Annotated in this window: 18 protein-coding genes; 8 read left to right on the forward strand and 10 right to left on the reverse strand. The window is 37.8% G+C overall.

The window, feature by feature from the left end:
* Nucleotides 1-66: 66 nt before the first annotated feature.
* Both ACNART_RS07150 and ybjG read right to left on the reverse strand, forming a co-directional pair.
* Complete coding sequence (locus ACNART_RS07150) at nucleotides 67-1383, reverse strand: HAAAP family serine/threonine permease (RefSeq protein ID WP_160230107.1); 1317 nt, start codon at nucleotides 1381-1383, stop codon at nucleotides 67-69.
* A 911-nt stretch (nucleotides 1384-2294) separates the two neighbouring features.
* Nucleotides 2295-2906, reverse strand: a complete 612-nt coding sequence (gene ybjG, locus ACNART_RS07155) for an undecaprenyl-diphosphate phosphatase (RefSeq protein ID WP_198620482.1) — start codon at nucleotides 2904-2906, stop codon at nucleotides 2295-2297.
* A 238-nt stretch (nucleotides 2907-3144) separates the two neighbouring features.
* On the opposite strand from ybjG, the gene ACNART_RS07160 reads away from it, so the two are divergent.
* Nucleotides 3145-3570, forward strand: coding sequence for a secondary thiamine-phosphate synthase enzyme YjbQ (locus ACNART_RS07160; protein ID WP_198626152.1), 426 nt, complete (start codon nucleotides 3145-3147; stop codon nucleotides 3568-3570).
* Nucleotides 3571-3823: 253 nt separating this feature from the next.
* Here the strand turns inward: ACNART_RS07160 and ACNART_RS07165 are convergent, their stop codons facing one another.
* Nucleotides 3824-4087 carry a GrxA family glutaredoxin gene (locus ACNART_RS07165; protein ID WP_036912158.1) on the reverse strand — a complete coding sequence of 88 codons (264 nt, stop codon included), beginning with the start codon at nucleotides 4085-4087 and terminating at the stop codon, nucleotides 3824-3826.
* Between the two features lie 171 nt (nucleotides 4088-4258).
* On the opposite strand from ACNART_RS07165, the gene ACNART_RS07170 reads away from it, so the two are divergent.
* From ACNART_RS07170 to ACNART_RS07185, 4 genes are all read left to right on the forward strand, one after another.
* Nucleotides 4259-4561 (forward strand): YbjC family protein, encoded by a 303-nt coding sequence (locus tag ACNART_RS07170; RefSeq protein ID WP_196533025.1) that lies wholly within the window; start codon nucleotides 4259-4261, stop codon nucleotides 4559-4561.
* A gap of 166 nt (nucleotides 4562-4727) precedes the next feature.
* Entirely contained in the window at nucleotides 4728-5243 is a 516-nt protein-coding gene (locus ACNART_RS07175; RefSeq protein WP_109373494.1) for a YbjN domain-containing protein, read from the forward strand.
* Between the two features lie 30 nt (nucleotides 5244-5273).
* Complete coding sequence (gene rlmC / locus ACNART_RS07180) at nucleotides 5274-6407, forward strand: 23S rRNA (uracil(747)-C(5))-methyltransferase RlmC (RefSeq protein ID WP_368927120.1); 1134 nt, start codon at nucleotides 5274-5276, stop codon at nucleotides 6405-6407.
* Between the two features lie 105 nt (nucleotides 6408-6512).
* Nucleotides 6513-7712 (forward strand): multidrug effflux MFS transporter, encoded by a 1200-nt coding sequence (locus ACNART_RS07185; RefSeq protein WP_349443165.1) that lies wholly within the window; start codon nucleotides 6513-6515, stop codon nucleotides 7710-7712.
* A gap of 119 nt (nucleotides 7713-7831) precedes the next feature.
* Here ACNART_RS07185 and artM read toward each other — a convergent pair whose 3' ends face one another.
* From artM to ACNART_RS07215, 6 genes are all read right to left on the reverse strand, one after another.
* The gene (gene artM / locus ACNART_RS07190) at nucleotides 7832-8500 is read right to left on the reverse strand and encodes an arginine ABC transporter permease ArtM (protein WP_196533029.1); all 669 of its coding nucleotides are present in this window, start codon (nucleotides 8498-8500) and stop codon (nucleotides 7832-7834) included.
* Nucleotides 8500-9204, reverse strand: coding sequence for an arginine ABC transporter permease ArtQ (gene artQ / locus ACNART_RS07195; RefSeq protein ID WP_198620486.1), 705 nt, complete (start codon nucleotides 9202-9204; stop codon nucleotides 8500-8502). The genes artM and artQ overlap by 1 nt, the downstream gene beginning before the upstream one ends.
* A 31-nt stretch (nucleotides 9205-9235) precedes the next feature.
* On the reverse strand, nucleotides 9236-9970 hold the full coding sequence (artJ, locus tag ACNART_RS07200) for an arginine ABC transporter substrate-binding protein (RefSeq protein ID WP_023581291.1): 735 nt from the start codon (nucleotides 9968-9970) through the stop codon (nucleotides 9236-9238).
* 14 nt (nucleotides 9971-9984) lie between these two features.
* The gene (gene artP, locus ACNART_RS07205; RefSeq protein WP_109373499.1) at nucleotides 9985-10713 is read right to left on the reverse strand and encodes an arginine ABC transporter ATP-binding protein ArtP; all 729 of its coding nucleotides are present in this window, start codon (nucleotides 10711-10713) and stop codon (nucleotides 9985-9987) included.
* 112 nt (nucleotides 10714-10825) lie between these two features.
* The gene (locus tag ACNART_RS07210; protein WP_416303485.1) at nucleotides 10826-12283 is read right to left on the reverse strand and encodes a DUF2867 domain-containing protein; all 1458 of its coding nucleotides are present in this window, start codon (nucleotides 12281-12283) and stop codon (nucleotides 10826-10828) included.
* Between the two features lie 52 nt (nucleotides 12284-12335).
* Nucleotides 12336-13235 carry a lysine exporter LysO family protein gene (locus tag ACNART_RS07215; RefSeq protein ID WP_368927116.1) on the reverse strand — a complete coding sequence of 300 codons (900 nt, stop codon included), beginning with the start codon at nucleotides 13233-13235 and terminating at the stop codon, nucleotides 12336-12338.
* 343 nt (nucleotides 13236-13578) lie between these two features.
* Here ACNART_RS07215 and ACNART_RS07220 point away from each other — a divergent pair, with 343 nt between their 5' ends.
* The 3 genes from ACNART_RS07220 (at nucleotide 13579) to macB (ending at nucleotide 18431) form a co-directional block, all read left to right on the forward strand.
* Nucleotides 13579-15255, forward strand: coding sequence for an ATP-dependent nuclease (locus ACNART_RS07220; RefSeq protein ID WP_198632268.1), 1677 nt, complete (start codon nucleotides 13579-13581; stop codon nucleotides 15253-15255).
* A gap of 120 nt (nucleotides 15256-15375) precedes the next feature.
* Nucleotides 15376-16485: a macrolide transporter subunit MacA gene (gene macA, locus ACNART_RS07225; RefSeq protein WP_416303486.1), complete on the forward strand. Its 1110-nt coding sequence runs from the start codon at nucleotides 15376-15378 to the stop codon at nucleotides 16483-16485.
* Nucleotides 16485-18431, forward strand: a complete 1947-nt coding sequence (macB, locus tag ACNART_RS07230) for a macrolide ABC transporter ATP-binding protein/permease MacB (protein WP_198632335.1) — start codon at nucleotides 16485-16487, stop codon at nucleotides 18429-18431. The genes macA and macB overlap by 1 nt, the downstream gene beginning before the upstream one ends.
* A 137-nt stretch (nucleotides 18432-18568) precedes the next feature.
* Here the strand turns inward: macB and cspD are convergent, their stop codons facing one another.
* The gene (cspD, locus tag ACNART_RS07235; protein WP_109373505.1) at nucleotides 18569-18778 is read right to left on the reverse strand and encodes a cold shock domain-containing protein CspD; all 210 of its coding nucleotides are present in this window, start codon (nucleotides 18776-18778) and stop codon (nucleotides 18569-18571) included.
* Nucleotides 18779-18955: the final 177 nt, after the last annotated feature.

Consider the following 18955-nt stretch of genomic DNA (forward strand, 5'->3'; position numbering starts at 1 on the left):
GTCAGTTTTGAAGTCTAAAGCTGTAATGGCTACTTTCTTTTATGAAAGTAGCCATCAGGTGCTTTATTAGCCCATGAATGAACTAATTAAGCTATAGAAAACTGCTGAGATTGCGATAAGACCCATAATTACAACGAATGCGTTGCTGATATGGCCTTGGTATTTCTTCATCGCTGGTACTTTACGGATTGCATACATAGGCATCAGGAACAGTAACATTGCGATAATTGGGCCACCTAATGTTTCAATCATACCTAAGATGCTTGGGTTTAATGTTGCAACAATCCAAGTTGTAACCAGCATAAACAGTGCAGTGATTTTGTTTAAACGATCTTTTTCGATTGTTTTACCTTTTTCACGCAGTGATTTGATGATTAAACCGTTGAAACCTTCACGAGCACCTAAGTAGTGACCTAAGAAAGATTTAGTGATCGCAACGAAAGCAATAAATGGAGCAATATAAGCGATAACAGGTGCTTCAAAATGGTTAGCAAGGTAAGACAGAATACTGATGTTCTGTGCTTTTGCTTCTGCTAAGTTTTCTGGTGTTAAGCTAAATACACAGCTAAACACGAAGAACATTACAGTGATAACCATCATGATGTGCGCATAAGCTAAAATGCGTGAACATTTTTTCTCAGCGTTTTCGCCGTATTCTTCACGTTTTGCAACAGCAAACGCAGAGATGATTGGAGAGTGGTTAAAAGAGAACACCATTACAGGGATAGCTAACCATAGGGTTACTAATAGGCCTTGACCCATACCTGATGTTGTTGCGTGATCAAAAGAGAGAGTATCAAGGATCGCACCATTCCACTCTGGGATCAGATACAGTGCTAAGACCATCAGGACAGCAACAAATGGGAACACTAAAACGCTCATTGCTTTAACGATAGCTTGTTCACCAAAGCGAATAATCGACATGATACCGACAATCAGTACCAACGATAAAATTGCGCGAGGTGGTGCAGACATGTGCATTTGGTTCACAATAAAGCTTTCTACTGTATTGGTGATAGCAACACTATAAACCAATAGAATAGGATAAATTGCGAAGAAATAGAGCAGGGTGATTAATTTACCTGCTGTTTTACCAAAGTGTTCTTCAACAACTTCAGTGATATCTTCACCTGGATTTTTACCTGATAACACAAAGCGGCACATACCACGGTGTGCAAAGAAGGTCATTGGGAATGCAAGTACTAACATGATCAACAGAGGAATTAAACCACCAATCCCTGCGTTGATAGGTAAAAATAGAACGCCAGCACCGATAGCCGTACCGTATAAACCTAACATCCATACTGTATCTGACTTACGCCATGTTTTGTAATCACCTTGGGTGTTACCCGACGCGATAGAACCAACTTTGGTTGTATCCATAATACTCTCCGAAATAACGCGGTAAAAAAAATAATGAATAAAAATAAGAGCGCGATTGTATTTCTTTTTAGAAATAATCACGGCATAAATTTAATTATGAATAAATGAGTGCATTGAGTACCTGGTGTTATCTCAATATCTTCAATTACCACATACAAAATCTTTAAATTTCAAAAGAATTAGACTCTTCCAAAATTTGAAAAAATATTCAATAAGTTTATATCCAGACTTAAGAGGTGCAGAATATAGTGTTTTTCAGGATAAACTACCGTGATCACCATCTCAAATGCTAAATATAACTGAAAAACCTGAAAATGTAACATTTTTTATATTTTGTGTTTTTCGAGGCGGTTTTTAAAACATTTTGAAATAACTTTCCAATTTTAAAGGAAATACAAAATAAAGCTAAATACTTAAATATTCATATGTTAATGATTATTTTTAGGTATTTTTATTAACTAGAAAATAAATGATTAAAATCAACTAGGTTATTTTTGTTTACAATTAAAACATTACATTAACCACATATCTAATTGAAATATAATGATAAATTATTTTCTCTAATTAATGTTTAAAACTAGACAAAAGAATATAGAAACAATGCAATATGATTATTTATTAATGAATTTCTTTTATTTTATGAAATGTATATAGCTATATTTCATTTATAAGTAGAATATTGTTTATAAATACGACAATGAATTTGTTAATAAATGAGTTTGGTAGGTTGTTATATAACGAATATAAAAGTTTCATTTTGATTAAAATAACAACATATTTATTTTTTTGGACAAATACTATAATAGTAGAGAATATTTTTATTTATATATTAATATATTGAAGGGCGGTCTCACTTAAGTTAAATATAAAAAAGACCACAATAAATGTGGTCTTTTTCGGTATAAGAAAGGTTATGCCTTTGTCCAACCTTTGCGAATAGGATAAGCAAAACAGAGCTGATAGAGCTGTTGTACCCATTTTTGGAGTATATTTCCACCTTTAGACCAGAAGATCTGGCAAAGGCCACAAGAAAGTAGAGCAACGATAAAAGCTCCAATCATATCGATTGGCCAATGTACGCCAAGATAGATACGCGCCCAAGCAATCGCAAGTCCTAAACCGAGCATAATATAGCCAATACGTTTGCTGTTATGCCAAAAGAGATAAGCTAAAGCAATGGTGAAAACAAACGTACCATGGTTACTTGGGAATGATGGTGTTGCATCGTGATCAAGAAAGTTGTAGCCAATGTTAGCTGCAAAAGGGCGTTCATGAGGAGCAATAGCACCAATCACCCAAGAGATAGAAAGTGCGATACCTAAAGAGATAGCCGCTTTACATACCAATGTTCTTTGCTGGCTAAGATATTTTTCATTACCCCATAACCAATAGAACACTAAAGATAACGGAAAAAGATAGACAAGGTACTTAGCAATAATTATCGCCGTACCGATTTCTAAAGGAGATGCCGCAGGTGTTGCATTCATCATTGAAAATACGGCTAAATTGAATTGTTCCAGCAAAGTAGGCTCCATACATGTCGTACTGATAAGCGATGTTTATGATGCATAATACGCAAGTTTTTAAGGGTAAATGAGGGAGTAATAGGGGTAAAGTGTTTTTTTCTTATTTAATTGTGCTTTTTTAAAAGATTTGCCAGTTTTATACAAAACTGAGCTAAAGCACTCTTAAAAAGAGTATTGCGCTTATGTTATTGCTCCTACATCGTTCTTTTTCTTATCTTCAACGAGGTATAACTTTATGTGGTTCCAGAAAAATATAGTCCTTAGTGCAAGGTCTAGAGGATTTCACTTAATTACACAAGCATTGATTCAAGAATTACCAGAACTAAGACAATATAAAATCGGAATTGCTCATTTTTTTATTCAACATACATCGGCCTCATTAACGATTAATGAAAATGCGGATCCAACAGTACGAAGTGACTTTGAAAACTTCTTTAATCAAAACGTAAAAGAGAACGAAGATTACTATCTTCACACTTATGAAGGCAGTGATGATATGCCCGCGCATATTAAAAGTAGCTTACTTGGACAAAGTGTCATGGTTCCTATTAGTCAAGGTGAGCTGAATTTAGGGACTTGGCAGGGGATTTATCTCGGTGAACATCGTAATCACGGTGGTAATCGTCGTATTATTGTGACATTGCAAGGTGAGTGTTACTAAATTTCAAGCAATAAAAAACCCGACAGCTATTTCACCAAAAGGGTTGAAACTATCGGGCTCCTCAATATTTGGGGACATCAAAGAAAAGCAGTGGCACTAATTCAGACTACGGGTTAGAAAGAAAGTTCGCTGACTAATGAAAAAAAATAGAATTTTTTTTTGGAAAGAGTGAGATGATAGAGAAAAGATGGATGATACAAAAAGAGAAAGCGCTAAAACATATTGATAAATAAACTGTTTTAGCGCTTTTAAATTAGTTGTAGATGCCTAAATTTTCTTTAGCATAAGCTTCAAAATCTGTGCAACCACCAATGTGTTTCTCATCAATAAAAATTTGTGGCACAGTTTCCACAGGTTTACCGACAGTTTTAGATAAATCAGCTTTTGTAATTCCTTCAGCTTGAATATCTACATAGCGGAAATCAAAATCGTCACGTTTTTCAGACAAAGTTTCAGCCAGTTGTTTCGCACGAACACAATATGGGCAACCTGGGCGACCAAAAATGACAACAAACATACGACACTCCTTATTGAGGAAATAAAATTCAGGCATAATAGTTTCTATTGGTTGTTACTATGCCCTTTTATTAGGCTAAACAAAAACAGTTATTGCCTTTTAGTGTGATAAATTATACCAATTTGCCGAATAATGAGATAGGACTGCAACACAGCATTTAGCGGAGAAATGATGGAAAAGCCTTCAAATCGAGATATGAAATCACTGTCAGATATGCCAAAACCCATTATCATCATTGAAATAATTGGGATTATTCTATTGGTGGTTGCTTATCTTTATATCAACCAATATATGACCTCTCCGCAGTGGCTAGGAACATATACAGGACAGTTAACGTTGGTTGTTTTAGGGGTTATCTGCATGATCCCGCCAGCTATCCATATTGTATGGCGTGCTATTTATCGATTAACTTTTTTAGGGATTGACCATAAATCCCTAAATAATAAAAAGAAAAAAGAGAATAACGAAGAATAGCTATCTGTTTTTCCTCAAAATATCTTAGAAACTAAGAAAATCCAATGTGTAAATTGGCTTAATTTTCTTAGTTTTTCTATTTATTAGTGCCTTCAAGATAGAAAAAGTGGCAAAATAGCGCCAATGCCAAAAGGCACTCTTTTTTTTGCGCGTAAAGGTTATTTGAATGAACGCTGTTGTGACTACCGATCTGGATCAGCTAAAGTCTTGGCTTGATGAACTACAGATTGCTTATTATGAATGTGACTCTTGTCAGGCGTTACATTTACCGCATCTTCAATATATCAGTGGCATTTTTGATGCTAAAATTGATATTCTTGAGGATGTACTTGTATTTACCGCTATCGCTGAGCTAAAACCGTCAGCAATAGTGCCTTTAATGGCAAATCTAAGCCAAATTAATGCAAGCTCTTTATTTATTAAAACATTTCTAGAAATTAGTGATGAGAACTTACCAAAATTAGTTTTCTGCCAATCATTCCCAGTTGCTGCGGGTATCTCACTTAATCAATTTGACCTATTCTTACAAAAAGCAGAAGAGCAATCTGCTGAAGTCGTCAGCGAAATTTTTAATAACGGTTTCTTGTATGGCGAAAAGCAAGAAAGTGAAAACGAAGAAGATGAGGAAGAAGATGTTGAGATAAACAGCGCATCAACTGACTCCTCCTATACTGTACATTAATATTAATCTCCATAACGGTTACAAAATCTTATGCAATGCGCACGATTTAGTGCGGGTGAATGTCATTCTTGTGAGTGGCTTTCTCTTGCTTATCCTGAACAAATCAAGAAAAAACAGCACAGCCTATTAGCATTACTTCCAGAAGATTATGCTTTTGATAAATTAGCGCCAGTTGAAAGCCAACAGGCGCAATTTCGTAATAAAGCAAAAATGGTCGTCAGCGGGAGTGTCGAAAGACCCGTCTTAGGTTTAAAAACTAAAGATGGTGTTGCTGTCGATTTATGCGAATGTCCACTGTACCCAGTTTCTTTTGCCTCCGTGTTTCCTGTTCTAAAAACATTTATTGCAAAAGCAGGGTTAGTTCCTTACGACATCGAACGTCGCCGCGGTGAACTCAAGTTTATTTTATTAACTGAGAGTCGAAGTAATAGCACCATGATGTTGCGCTTTGTTTTGCGCTCAGAAAAAAAACTAGAACAACTTCGCAAAGCACTTCCTTGGTTACAAGCGCAATTGCCTCAATTAGCCGTTATCTCCGTGAATATTCAACCTATCCATATGGCTATTTTGGAAGGCGAGCAAGAAATTATTCTGACTGAAAAAACGTTCTTGGATGAATCATTTAACCAAATTCCATTGCATATTCGTCCAAGAGGCTTTTTTCAAACTAATCCAGAAGTTGCCTCATCACTTTATGCTACTGCTGGGTGTTGGGTAAGAGAATTAAATATCACGCATCTGTGGGATATGTTTTGTGGATCTGGGGGGTTTGGGTTGCATTGTGCGGATAAATCAACCCAATTAACAGGTATTGAAATTAGTCCAGAAGCTATTGAATGTGCGCGTTTATCAGCTCAGGAATTAGGGCTAGAACATGTTGAATTCCAAGCGTTAGATTCAACGGGCTATGCATTAGCAAAAGAGTCTGTTCCTGAATTAGTACTTGTGAATCCACCTAGGAGAGGTATTGGTGAGGCGTTATGCGGTTATCTAAATAAAATGAAACCTCACTTTATTCTTTACTCAAGTTGTAATGCTCAAACCATGGCAAAAGATATTCAGCAACTTTCTCACTATCAGATAGATAGAGTGCAATTATTTGATATGTTTCCTCATACTTCTCACTATGAAGTGCTTACGTTATTGGTATTACAAGACAACTAAGATATTTATTACAAAATAGTGATTGAGTGTTAGTATAAATAAGCATTTAACGCTCGATGGATAACATCGGGCGTTTTCTTTTTTATTAGATAGGCATTCTATTTTATGCAGAACTTAAAAGCGTTGTTATTAGTGATGGTGTTATTGGGGCCTTTGGGGATCGATCTCTATTTACCGACGATACCTGCGATTGCTCAAGATTTAGGAAGTAGTGTCTCTCTTATTCAATCAACTATCGCTTTATTTATTTTTGTCCTAGGTGTAGGGCAGCTTATATCAGGGCCTTTAGTGGATAAGTTTGGCCGTAAACCAATCGCTATCGCGGGGATACTTATCTATATTGTGGGTTCTGTTATTGCAACGATTTCGACAGACTCAACGCTTTTTATTATCTCACGATTATTACAAGCTTCAGCTGTGTGCTGTACTTCTGTTGTCGCTTTTACCTGTGTTCGTGACTGTTTTAATGGTAATGAAGCTGCCCGCGTTTTTGGTTTTTTAAATGGTACGTTAAATATTATCCCTGCATTGGCACCATTATTAGGTGGATTATTGGCAGAATATTGGGGATGGCGTGCTCCTTTCGGATTTTTAATTTTCTACTCCATACTTGTTTTAATTCTAATTGCGCGTTTTTTACCAGAAACAAAGCCTGAAAATACTGCTCAATCAAAACAAAAATTAGGTAAAACATACCTTGAGATTTTATGCAGTAAACGCTTTTTGACTTTTGCTTTAGTGAATGCGGGCACAATGGGGATGGCATTAACCTATGTGTCATTTGCCCCAATTGTATTGATGAAAGATGCAAAATTATCAGCACTGATTTTTTCTATTGTTTTTGGTGTAAATGGTTTTTGGATCATGTTTGTCAGTTTTTATGCGAACCGCGTTATTCACCGTGTCGGCAGACCTATTTGTTTGATCTTAGGGAGCGGATTAATGGGATTAGGCTGTGTGAGCTTATTAGGTGGCTTGTTGTTTATTCCTGCCGAAATGCAAAATCATTGGTTGATCTATATGCTTCCTGTAGCAAGTGCATGTGCTGGTCTTGCTTTTATTATGGGACCCGCGACAAGTTATGCGCTTGAGCCTTATTCAAAAACGGCAGGTATTGCCTCTGCATTAGTGGGTTTTATTCAAATGGCAGGTGGTGCCGTCTTTGGTTTAACGGCATTGGCTTCACCAGTACAACCTAAATTAGCGTTAGCTATTGTGATGTTACTCGGTAGTTTATTAGCGTTGAATGCTTATCGAGTAAGCCACAAAGAAGCGTTAATGGAAAAACAGGCTACACAAGAATAGAACAAGTATTTGTTGTTTATTCTGACATAAAAAACACCCCAAAGTTGGTGTCCAACTTTTGGGGTGCAGTTCATAACCTGCTGGGGTGTTTTTATATCGACAGTTCGGCTTACGCGTTTTTAATTACGATGTTCAAACTCTAAGGCTTTTTTCTCAATTAATCTCATTAAAAGTGTCAGTATTCCGTTGATACACAGATAAATAATACCTGCGGCAACAAAAACCATCACATCATAACTTTGACCAAAGACTTGTCGGCTATAACCTGTTAACTCAAGTAAGGTGATAGTACTGGCAAGTGAGGTACTTTTGAATATTAAGACTACTTCGTTTGAATACGATGAAAGCGCACGCTTAAATGCGTAAGGTAATATCACTCTTGCTGTTTGTACTGGTGACATTCCTAGCGCTTGGCAAGATTGCCATTGTCCTGACGGAATAGCTCTTACAGCACCATAGAAAAGTAAGGTTGAATAAGCCGCACTATTTAATGCTAATGTGACCATTGCACAAAACCATGGTGTTGATAATAACTCCCAAATCAACGGGAAGTTTTTCAACGCAGGAAATTGCCCAGGACCATAATAGATTAAGAAGAACTGCACCAATAATGGCGTACCAGTAAATAAGGTAATATAAGCTTTTACAATCGGGGTAATGATGGGAGTTTTTAATGCCAAGATAAAGGTCATTAATACCGATAAAGTAAATGCTACCAATAAAGCCACAAAAGTTAATGAAAGGCTTGTTGGTAATCCCGGTAAAATATCAACAATATAATCCCACATTATGAGGCACTCCGTTCAAATCGAGTCGTTCTCATTTCTAGCCATTTCAGGATATATTGACTGACTAATGTAATTGCTAAATAAATCAGAGCAACAATGCTATACCAAGTAAAAGGCTCTTGAGTTCTATTGGCGATACTTTGTGTTTGTAGCATTAAATCATTGACGCTGATTAATGAGACTAACGCGGTGTCTTTTAATAGAACTAACCACTGATTACCTAAACCTGGTAAAGCATGACGCCACATTTGAGGCATAATAAAACGTAAGAAAATAGTAATACGCCCCATGCCTAATGCTTGACCCGCTTCCCATTGTCCTGTTGGTACAGCTTTTAATGCGCCACGTAAAGTTTGTGAAGCATAAGAAGCATAAAGAAGTGAAAGGGCGATAACACCGCAATAGAAAGGTAAAGATTCAGTATCACCAAAATCAATTTGCAAGGTGAATGAACCTAATTCAATACCATCCATTAGCATCATGACACCTTGCAAGGTACCATAATAGACAAAAAGAACCACCAGCATTTCTGGTAGTCCTCTAATTAGTGTTACCCAGCATGTTCCTAAGAAAGCAAAGGCTTTCCATCTCGCGGATTCCCAAGCTGTAAACAGCATGGCAAGAACTAATCCGATAATAAGAGCAGAAATAGCAAGTGAGACCGTTGTGACGGCCGCACCTGCTAGAGTTGTTATTTCATTCATCTATTAAGCTATTGTTGTTATTGAAATATCGTTATTCAAACCATTTTTTATAAATGACATCATAGGTGCCATCAGCTTTTACTTCAGCTAATGCTTTATTTAATTTATCTTGTAAATCAGCATTGCCTTTTCTTACTGCGATTGCAAGACCAGTACCAAAATAGTTAGGATCTGCAACTTTGTCACCTACAATACCTAATTCAGGATTCTTTTTCAGCCATTCATTAACAACAGCTGTGTCACCAAAGATAGCTTCGATACGACCATTTTTCAGATCTAATACTGCATTTTGGTAACTGTCATAAGGAACCGTTTTCATCTCTTTGTGTTGTTCATTGATGAATTTCTGATGGGTTGTCCCATTCTGCACACCAATTTGCTTGCCTTTTAGGCTTGCAACATCAGAGATTTTACCTGTTACTGTGATAAATACTGCTGAGTTATCATAGTAAGAATCAGTGAAATCAACTTGTTTTTGACGCTCTGGCGTAATATCAATGCCTGCCATTAATGCTTCAAAACGACGGAATTTCAGACTAGGAATTAAACTATCAAATGACTGATTGGTAAAGGTACAATCAGCATTAATTTTTGCACACATTGCATTCGCTAAATCAACGTCAAATCCCACAATTTGATTATTCGCATCAATCATTTCAAATGGAGGATACGTTGCTTCCGTTGCAAAACGAATTGTCTCTTTCTCAGCCGCAGTTGCAGAAAGTGTAATACTGGTCAGAAGTGCTGCAAATAATATTTTTTTCATTGTCTGATCCTGATTTAGTGTGACAAGTAATTAGCAAAAGCTTCCGTTTGTGGAGCAGTGAAACGATAGTTATCACCTTGCTCTATAATACGGCCGTTTTCCATATATACAACTTTGCTCGCGGCTTTGCGTGCGATTTCAACTTCGTGGGTCACAATCACTTGTGTAATACCCGTTTCAGAAAGCTCTTTAATTATATCAACAACTTGAGCGGTAATTTCAGGATCTAATGCTGCCGTTGGCTCATCAAATAAGAGAACTTGAGGCTCCATCATTAATGCTCTAGCAATAGCAACACGCTGTTGCTGTCCCCCTGATAAATGCAGTGGGAAGCGTTCTGCGTATTCACTTAAACGTAAACGTTCAAGTAATTTCATTGCTTTTTCTTTGGCCTGTGGTTTTGATAAACCTAATACACGGCAAGGTGCCTCAATTAAATTATCAAGAACCGTTAAATGTGGCCATAAATTGTATTGTTGAAATACCATGCCCACATTTTGACGTAATGAACGAATTGCCTTTGCGTTGGGTTGTTGGCTAAAGTCAAAATGTAGACCCGCAATTTCTAATTCGCCTGAACGTGGCATTTCTAATAAATTAAGAACTCTCATTAGTGAGCTCTTACCTGCACCACTTGGTCCTAATAGAACCATTGTTTCACCAGCAGAGCATTCTAGATTAATATCATAGAGTGCTTGGTGCGAACCGTAGAAACAATTTATGTTTTTTAATTGAATACTCATGCGTTTTTTCTGAATAGTCATTAACTGGTTCAAATAATAAAACGGTAAGAATAATTATGCAACTAAAACTGCATAATAAAGTGGTTTTTTTACGTAAAAATGGGTAATTCGGCTATTTTTTTTCACTGTTAGGTGAATTTTTATCCAGTTTGTAAGCGTTAGTACTTATTGTTTTAGCCATACCTTTGAAAATAAATAAGTGTGCTGGCATCATGGCAAACCAATAAAGTAATCCACTAAATCCTGCGGGATGCCACCAAGCACGAACATCTATTGAACGAAGATTACCACTGTCGTGGATCGTAAAAGAGAGTCTGCCTAAACCGGGTGCTTTCATTCCAAATAACAGTGTGAGCTGTTTTTCAGGCTCAAGTTTGATCACTCGCCAGCCGTCAATCATATCGCCAAGCTCTAATGTTTCTCTTGATGGGCGCCCATAATTGACTTTATTTCCAGCGATATCATCCATAATGGCGCGTGTTTTCCATAGCGCATTACCATAGAAATAGCCTTGTTCTCCGCCAATTTGTTGCACTGTATGCCAAAGGGATGCCGCGCTTGCAGGTGTGGATACTGTGCAGCCTGCATTTTTAGGGTAATAACCATAACCGGGTTTCCAGCGACTACGGACAGCCGAAGAGTAACCCCAATCTTGGTTATCTAAAGCCGCTTCTTCATCAGCGAGTGTTTCTTTTACCGCATCATCAAATTTAATTAGAGATTGAGGAATAAGTTTACGTAATGGCGCATCGTTGGCAGGGAGATCATATTTAAGCCCTTGGATCAGTTCCTTGGCAATAGAGGTGGGCACAGACGTTATCATACTGATAAACCCTGCCGAAATTAAACTAGCTGGCATCGGAATAGGGATTAGCATCCGCTTTTTACCTGAAATTTTAATGAAGCGCTCAAAAAGGGTTTGATAGCTGATGTATTCAGGGCCACCAGCATCAAAAATTCGGTGCTGATGTGTAGGGTGATGAATAATTTCCGTTAAATAGTGAATTAAGTTTTTTAAGGCAATAGGGGAGGATTTTGAACGAACCCAGCGAGGTGGCGTAAGAATAGGAAGGTTATAAACCATATCACGCATAATTTCAAAGGCAGCAGAACCCGGTCCTACAATCATTGAGGTACGGATTTCTGTTACAGGAATAGTGCTGGTTCTTAAAACTTCACCTGTAAGTTTTCGTGCAATAAGATGAGGTGAATATTGCTGATCTTCATGTTGTAAGGCACTTAGAAAGATAATTTGTTGAACGTTTGAGCCTTCAAGTGCTTCAACAACATTTATGGCAGCTTGACGCTCTAGTTCAACTAGATTATGCGCATCTCCCATACTATGAACAAGATAATAGACAATATCGGTATCTTGCATCACCTTTTTAAGTGTTTCAGGATTGTGGAGATCGACAAAAATACAGCGTGTATTTTCCCAACCTTGAGACATCATCCAGTCAATTCTACGGGCACCTGCCGTGACTTGATGACCTTGTTTTATCAGAGCTGGAATAAGATTTTGACCAATATGTCCACTGGCACCAAGTACTAATACACGTTGTTGATTCATTGTTAATCCATTGTAAAAAGAGAACGTTATCGTTCTATTGTTACTGATTTTTCTATGAAGTAAAGAACGCCATCAAGATTGGTGTGATTAAACTTAACACGAATCCATGCACAATAGCTGCGGGAACGATGGCAACACCACCACTGCGTTGTAAAACAGGTAAGGTGAAGTCCATTGATGTTGAACCACAAATCCCTAATGCTGTATTTCTATAACGATTAACAATAATAGGAATAAGCATGATTGCCGCTAATTCTCGCATTAAGTCATTAAAGAAAGCGGTACTCCCGATAACGGGACCAAATGCATCTGTTAAGACAATGCCTGATAAAGAATACCAGCCATAACCTGATGCTATTGCTAATCCCATTTTCAAAGGTAATCCCAGTAAATAAGCGGCTAAAGCTCCACCTGCAAGGGCGCTAACGCCCATTACTACCGCGACTGTTGTACCTCGACGGTTAATTAAAATTTGTTTTGGGCTCATTCCGCTATTACGCAATTGTAACCCTACTAACCAAAGTAAGAAGATAAGCGCGCCTTGGCTGGCATGAGAGGCGTAATGAAAAATTGACCAGCCAGTTAATCCCACAAAAAAACCCACAACGACAACACCGCATAGTTGCAGTGATTCGAGCACCATTTTGATGCGTGATGGAGGCTTGGATTGCTTATGAGCAGGCACATGCCAAGGATCTTTTTTATCGAGTAACCATAAGAACACTAAGTTTGCGCCAAAGGTACATAAAAAGAAAACACTGGCATAAGCAAGAATGGAGACTAAGTTTTCACCAATATTATCTAGCATGGCTAAACTAACGCCCATTAGAAATAGGATAACGTAAACCATCGCGCTAAGTAGGCGGTTTGCTAGATGAAGCAATGGGCGGTTTAACTTAATCAAATATCCTACAAAAAGTGGAAGTAGGATAATCAATAACCCTGACAGCATTTCTATTCCTTACTGAGTGTGCTCAAATTATAAAATAAACTAATAACGTGAATTGGATTATAACATTTACTTATGATGTTGTGGATACAGAAATTAAGATAAGTCTAAAATATTTATTAAGGGTAATGAGCCTACCACGTTTAGGTGTAAGAGGCTTTAATTGTTTGAAATGCGAACGATTTGGGTATATATCGAATAGTTGAGTAAATTTTATTACGGCGCGCTTTAACTGTGATATTAATGAAAACATCCATTAAGTGAAATTATTAGCTGATTAAGCATAAAATTAAGATAGAAAGCATAAAATAAAACCAGAGCTTAGTCATAACTTGCGAGGGAATTTATGTATTTAGAAAGAGTGGAAATAGTTGGATTCCGTGGACTTAATCGTCTCTCATTACCTCTTGATATGAATACAGTCTTAGTGGGTGAAAATGCGTGGGGTAAAAGCTCATTACTTGATGCATTAACACTCAGTTTAGGTATTGAAACCTATCAATATGCATTTACACCTGAAGATTTCCATCGTTTGCCGAATGAACCTGAAGAAAATGGCAAAAAAAGCCTACAAATTATTTTAACGTTTACCGAATCTCGCCCAGGACGTCATCGTTCTTATCGTTTCCATAAAATAGCGCCTGTATGGGTTGAAAATGGTGACGATCTTAAACATATCTATTATCGCATCAGTGCTGAACTGGATGAGCAGAAAAATGTAAAAACATTCCGCTATTTTCTTGATAAAGAAGGAAAGCAAATTCGCTTACCTAATGGACAAACTCAAGAAATCATTGCAGAGATTGTTAGGCTTTATCCTGTTCTCCGCTTACAAGATGCGCGTTTTGTACGTGATCTTGCCTCTGACGTTATCGATTCTCACAACAGCCCTCATCGAGAAGCGTTTAATAACAAAATGAGCGAGTTAACCAAAGCGTTAGTCAAAAATCCTGACGAGTTATCAGATGAGGATTTACGTGAAGGCCTTGATGCAATGCAACAACTGTTAGGGCACTATTTTGCAGATCACGGTTCGTTGCTGTTCAAATCTCACTCTCGCCATAGCAAAGTCAACGAGCCTCATGTACGCGGCTGGCATGCGTTAGAAAATATCAATAAAGTGTTGGCAAAACCCAATCAGAGAAGTATTCGATTAATTATCTTGGGGATGTTTTCTTCTATTTTACAGTCTCGTGGTAGTGTTGCGCTGGATCCGTATGCAAGACCTATCGTGATTGTTGAAAACCCAGAAACGCGTTTACATCCTATTATGCTTTCGGTGGCTTGGGGATTACTCAATCTTTTCTCATTACAACGGATCACAACCACAAACTCAGGTGAACTGCTTTCACTAGCACCGTTGCAGAGCGTTTGCCGTTTAGTGCGTGATACCGATAAAGTTGCTGCTTACCGTGTTGGAGGTCAGCAACTACATTCTGATGAAGAGCGGCGTATCTCATTTCATATTCGTTATAACCGACCTTCTGCGTTATTTGCGCGTTGTTGGTTATTGGTAGAAGGTGAAACAGAGATTTGGTTAATGAACGAATTGGCAAGGCAATGTAATTATTTCTTTGAAGCGGAAGGAATAAAAGTCATTGAGTTTGCTCAATGTGGGCTTAAGCCATTATTAAAGTACGCAACTTATATGGGGATAGAATGGCATACCTTAGTGGATGGTGATGAAGCAGGTAAGAAATATGCCGCTACCGTTAAGGATTTTGCGTTAAAAAGCAATGATGCAGAGCGTGATAGATTAACGAAGCTTCCTGCGTTAGATATGGAACACTTTTTATACAAAGAAGGCTTTCGCAATGTATATCATGATGTCGCAGGTGTGCCAGATAATGAAAAATGGCCAACTCGACGCGTGATCATTAAAGCAATTCAACGTTCATCCAAGCCTGATCTCGCACTAATGGTGGCTAATAATGCGGCTCAACGTGGAGTAGACTCCATCCCTTCAATACTGAAAAGTATGTTTTCTCGTGTTGCATGGCTTGCCCGAGGCAAAGCGAATTAATTAAGTTCGCCAATAAGTGAATTATTGCGTAATTACTGATCTTAATATTGAGTTGTGGCATTAAGTTGCAACTCAATCTCACGGCTTTTATTTAGTCTTATTGTATTAGAAGGATATTTTATGGCTTTTTTATCTTTAAAAAAGCAAGGGAAAGTGATCACCCTTATTTTGATTATTGTGGCAATTGCGATGTATTTTTTCTGGCCGAGAGAAAATACACCCACCTATCAAACTCAAACAATTACACGCGGTGATCTGGCAAAAGAAGTGACCGCAACAGGTAAGCTTGATGCTGTGCGTAAAGTTGATGTCGGTGCGCAGGTTAGTGGTCAGCTACAAACTTTATATGTAAAAGAAGGGGATGTTGTTAAAAAAGGTGATTTATTGGCGATTATTGATCCTAAAAAAGCGCAAAATGACGTCATTGAATCTCAAGAAACAAACAATGAATTAAAAGCCAACCTTCAACAAGCACAGGCTGAATTGCGCTTGGCACAATTGACATATCAACGACAATTAAAGTTGATTGCTACCCATGTGATTGCACAAGAAGAGCTTGATCGCACTAAAACCGATGTTGAAGTGAAAAAAGCACGCATCATCACTTATGAAGCGCAAATTAAAAAGAACCAAGCGACTTTAGATACAGCAAAAACAAATCTGCAATATACGCGTATTACGGCACCTATGGATGGTGTTGTCACGTTTATTAAAACCCTTGAAGGTCAAACGGTGATTGCAGCGCAAGAAGCGCCGACTATTTTAACTTTAGCTGACTTAGACACAATGCTAGTAAAAGCAGAAGTATCAGAGGCAGATGTTATCTATTTAAAACCTGATCTCATCGCCTCTTTTACCGTTCTAGGTGCGCCAGATAAAGCCTTTAGCGGTAAGTTAAAAGATGTTTTACCCACACCTGAAAAAATTAATGATGCCATTTTTTACTATGCACGTTTCGAAGTGCCTAATGACCAACACTTATTACGTTTACAAATGACGGCACAAGTTAAAATTCTTATTGAAAATAAGAAAGATGTGCTTCTCGTCCCGCTTTCTGTGTTAGGTGATGATGCTGGAATTAATGAATATTATGTTGATGTATTGGTTAATGGTCAGCCAGAAAGACGCACAGTAAAAATAGGAATGCGTACTGATGTTTATGCAGAAGTTCTCAGCGGATTGAAAGAAAACGATGAGGTTATTCTGGGTGAAACTTCAGGAGAAGCATGATGCCTGCATTATTAGAGCTCAATGAGGTTAGCCGTTTATATACGAATGGTGAAGAAGAAACCGTTGTTCTCAATAAAATTTCATTAACGATTAATGCCGGAGAAATGGTGGCGATTATTGGCGCTTCTGGCTCCGGTAAATCGACTTTAATGAATATTTTAGGTTGCTTAGATAAACCAAGTAGCGGTGAATACAAAGTTGCAGGTCAAAGTGTTGCGAAAATGGAAGGCGATCAACTTGCTGCATTACGCCGTGAGCATTTTGGTTTTATCTTCCAACGCTACCATTTAATGTCGCATTTAAATGCAGAACAGAATGTTGAAATTCCTGCAATTTATGCAGATAAAAATGCCACTCAAAGAAAAGAAAGGGCTCGTGAATTATTAACGCGCTTAGGATTAGGTGATCGCGTTGATTATCGCCCTAATCAACTCTCTGGCGGTCAGCAACAGCGTGTAAGTATCGCTAGAGCATTAATGAATGGTGGGGAAGTCATTCTTGCCGATGAGCCGACAGGAGCATTGGATAGCCATTCTGGTAAAGAGGTGATGTCCATTCTTAAGCAATTAAATGAACAAGGGCATACGGTTATTATCGTAACCCATGATCCGTTAATTGCGGCACAGGCTGAGCGAATTATAGAAATAAAAGATGGTAAGATTATTAATGATAATTACCATCAAATAACAGCAAATAAAGTTAAAAAAGAGACAACCTCTGTTTTAGCTTCTTCTTATTTAGGGCAAATATTTGGGCGTTTCACACAAGCATTAGATATGGCTTGGCGTGCAATGGTTGTGAATAAAGTACGCACTTTGCTAACGATGCTCGGCATTATTATTGGTATCGCCTCTGTCGTCACTATTATTGTGATTGGCGATGCAGCTAAAAGCATGGTGCTGGCAGATATAAAAGCTATTGGCTCTAATACTATTGATATCTATCCTGGGAAAGATTTCGGCAGTGATTCGCCTGAAGATAGGCAATCATTAACTATCCAAGATGTCTACGCACTAAAGCAACAATCCTACATACAAGCGGTGACACCACAGGTGCAATTTAGTACGCGATTACGTCGTGGAAATCAAGACTCACCTGCCACTGTTGCGGGTGTCAGTGATGATTATTTTTCTGTCTATGCCATGAAATTCGCTCAAGGACATTCATTTACACCTGATATGATCCAACGGCAAGCTCAAGTTGTAGTGATTGATCAAAATACATTACGCCGATTTTTTCCTACTAAAAAAGAGGTGATTGGTGAGCAAATTATTATCCGTAATATTCCCTCTACGATTATAGGGGTGGTTGCTGAACAAAAATCGAATTTTGGTGATAATAAGTCATTACGAGTATGGGTACCTTACAGCACATTAAATAGCCGAATTTTAAATCGGGCTTACCTTGATAACATCACAGTAAGGGCGAAAGAGGGCTATGATGCGAGTGTGGCAGAGCAGCAAATACTTCGCCTATTAACGATTAGACATGGTAAGAAAGATATTTTCACCTATAACATCGACAGCTTGTTGAAAGCCGCTGAAAAAACCACACAGACAATGCAACTGTTTCTGACATTAGTTGCTGTTATTTCGTTGGTGGTTGGTGGTATTGGTGTAATGAATATTATGTTGGTTTCCGTAACTGAGAGAACACGAGAAATAGGAATTAGAATGGCGGTTGGTGCCAGAGCGAGTGATGTGATGCAGCAATTTCTTATCGAATCTGTTTTAGTTTGTTTAGTGGGTGGATTATTAGGGATTGGTCTTTCATTTGGTATCGCAATGATTGCCAGTGTGATGTTGCCTGATTGGCATTTTGTTTTCCAGCCTATTGCCTTAGTCAGTGCGTTTATCTGTTCAACTGCTATTGGAATTATTTTCGGATTTTTACCTGCAAGAAGTGCAGCAAAAATGAATCCAATAGATGCTCTCGCGAGAGAATAACGCAAGCCATAAGATAAAAGCCCTTAATAGAAAGGGCTTTTATTTGAATGAATTAGGCATTCTTTTAAATTAAAAGTATCGAACTGCATTGTGTAAAAGGTATTTTTATTGGGTTTATCTATACTGTCAATTATCCTCTATTCAATAATAGGAATGATAAGGTCAGCATGATCACCTTTAGGTCCTTTTATCGTGCTATAATTAACTTTCTGTCCCGCTTTAAGTGTGCGGTAGCCTTCCATTCTAATTGTTGAATAGTGGGCAAAAATATCTTCGCCACCATTTGCCGGGGTAATAAAACCAAAACCCTTAGCATTATTGAACCACTTTACTGTACCTGTCTCCATACTTAGCTTCTCTCATATACTTGTATTTATTTGTTTAACATCACTTTCAGTATATTTACTGAGCTGTTCATAAAACATACTCTATTTTATTGTTTAAGTCGTCAAGAGGTGAAGGGGATAGAAAGTGTTTCAATGAGGCGAAATTTTGATGTAGCTAACGCTTTGTTATTTTTTGGA

Origin of the sequence: Proteus sp. LHD240705 (assembly GCF_047921555.1) — a bacterium.
Taxonomy (GTDB): Bacteria; Pseudomonadota; Gammaproteobacteria; order Enterobacterales; family Enterobacteriaceae; genus Proteus.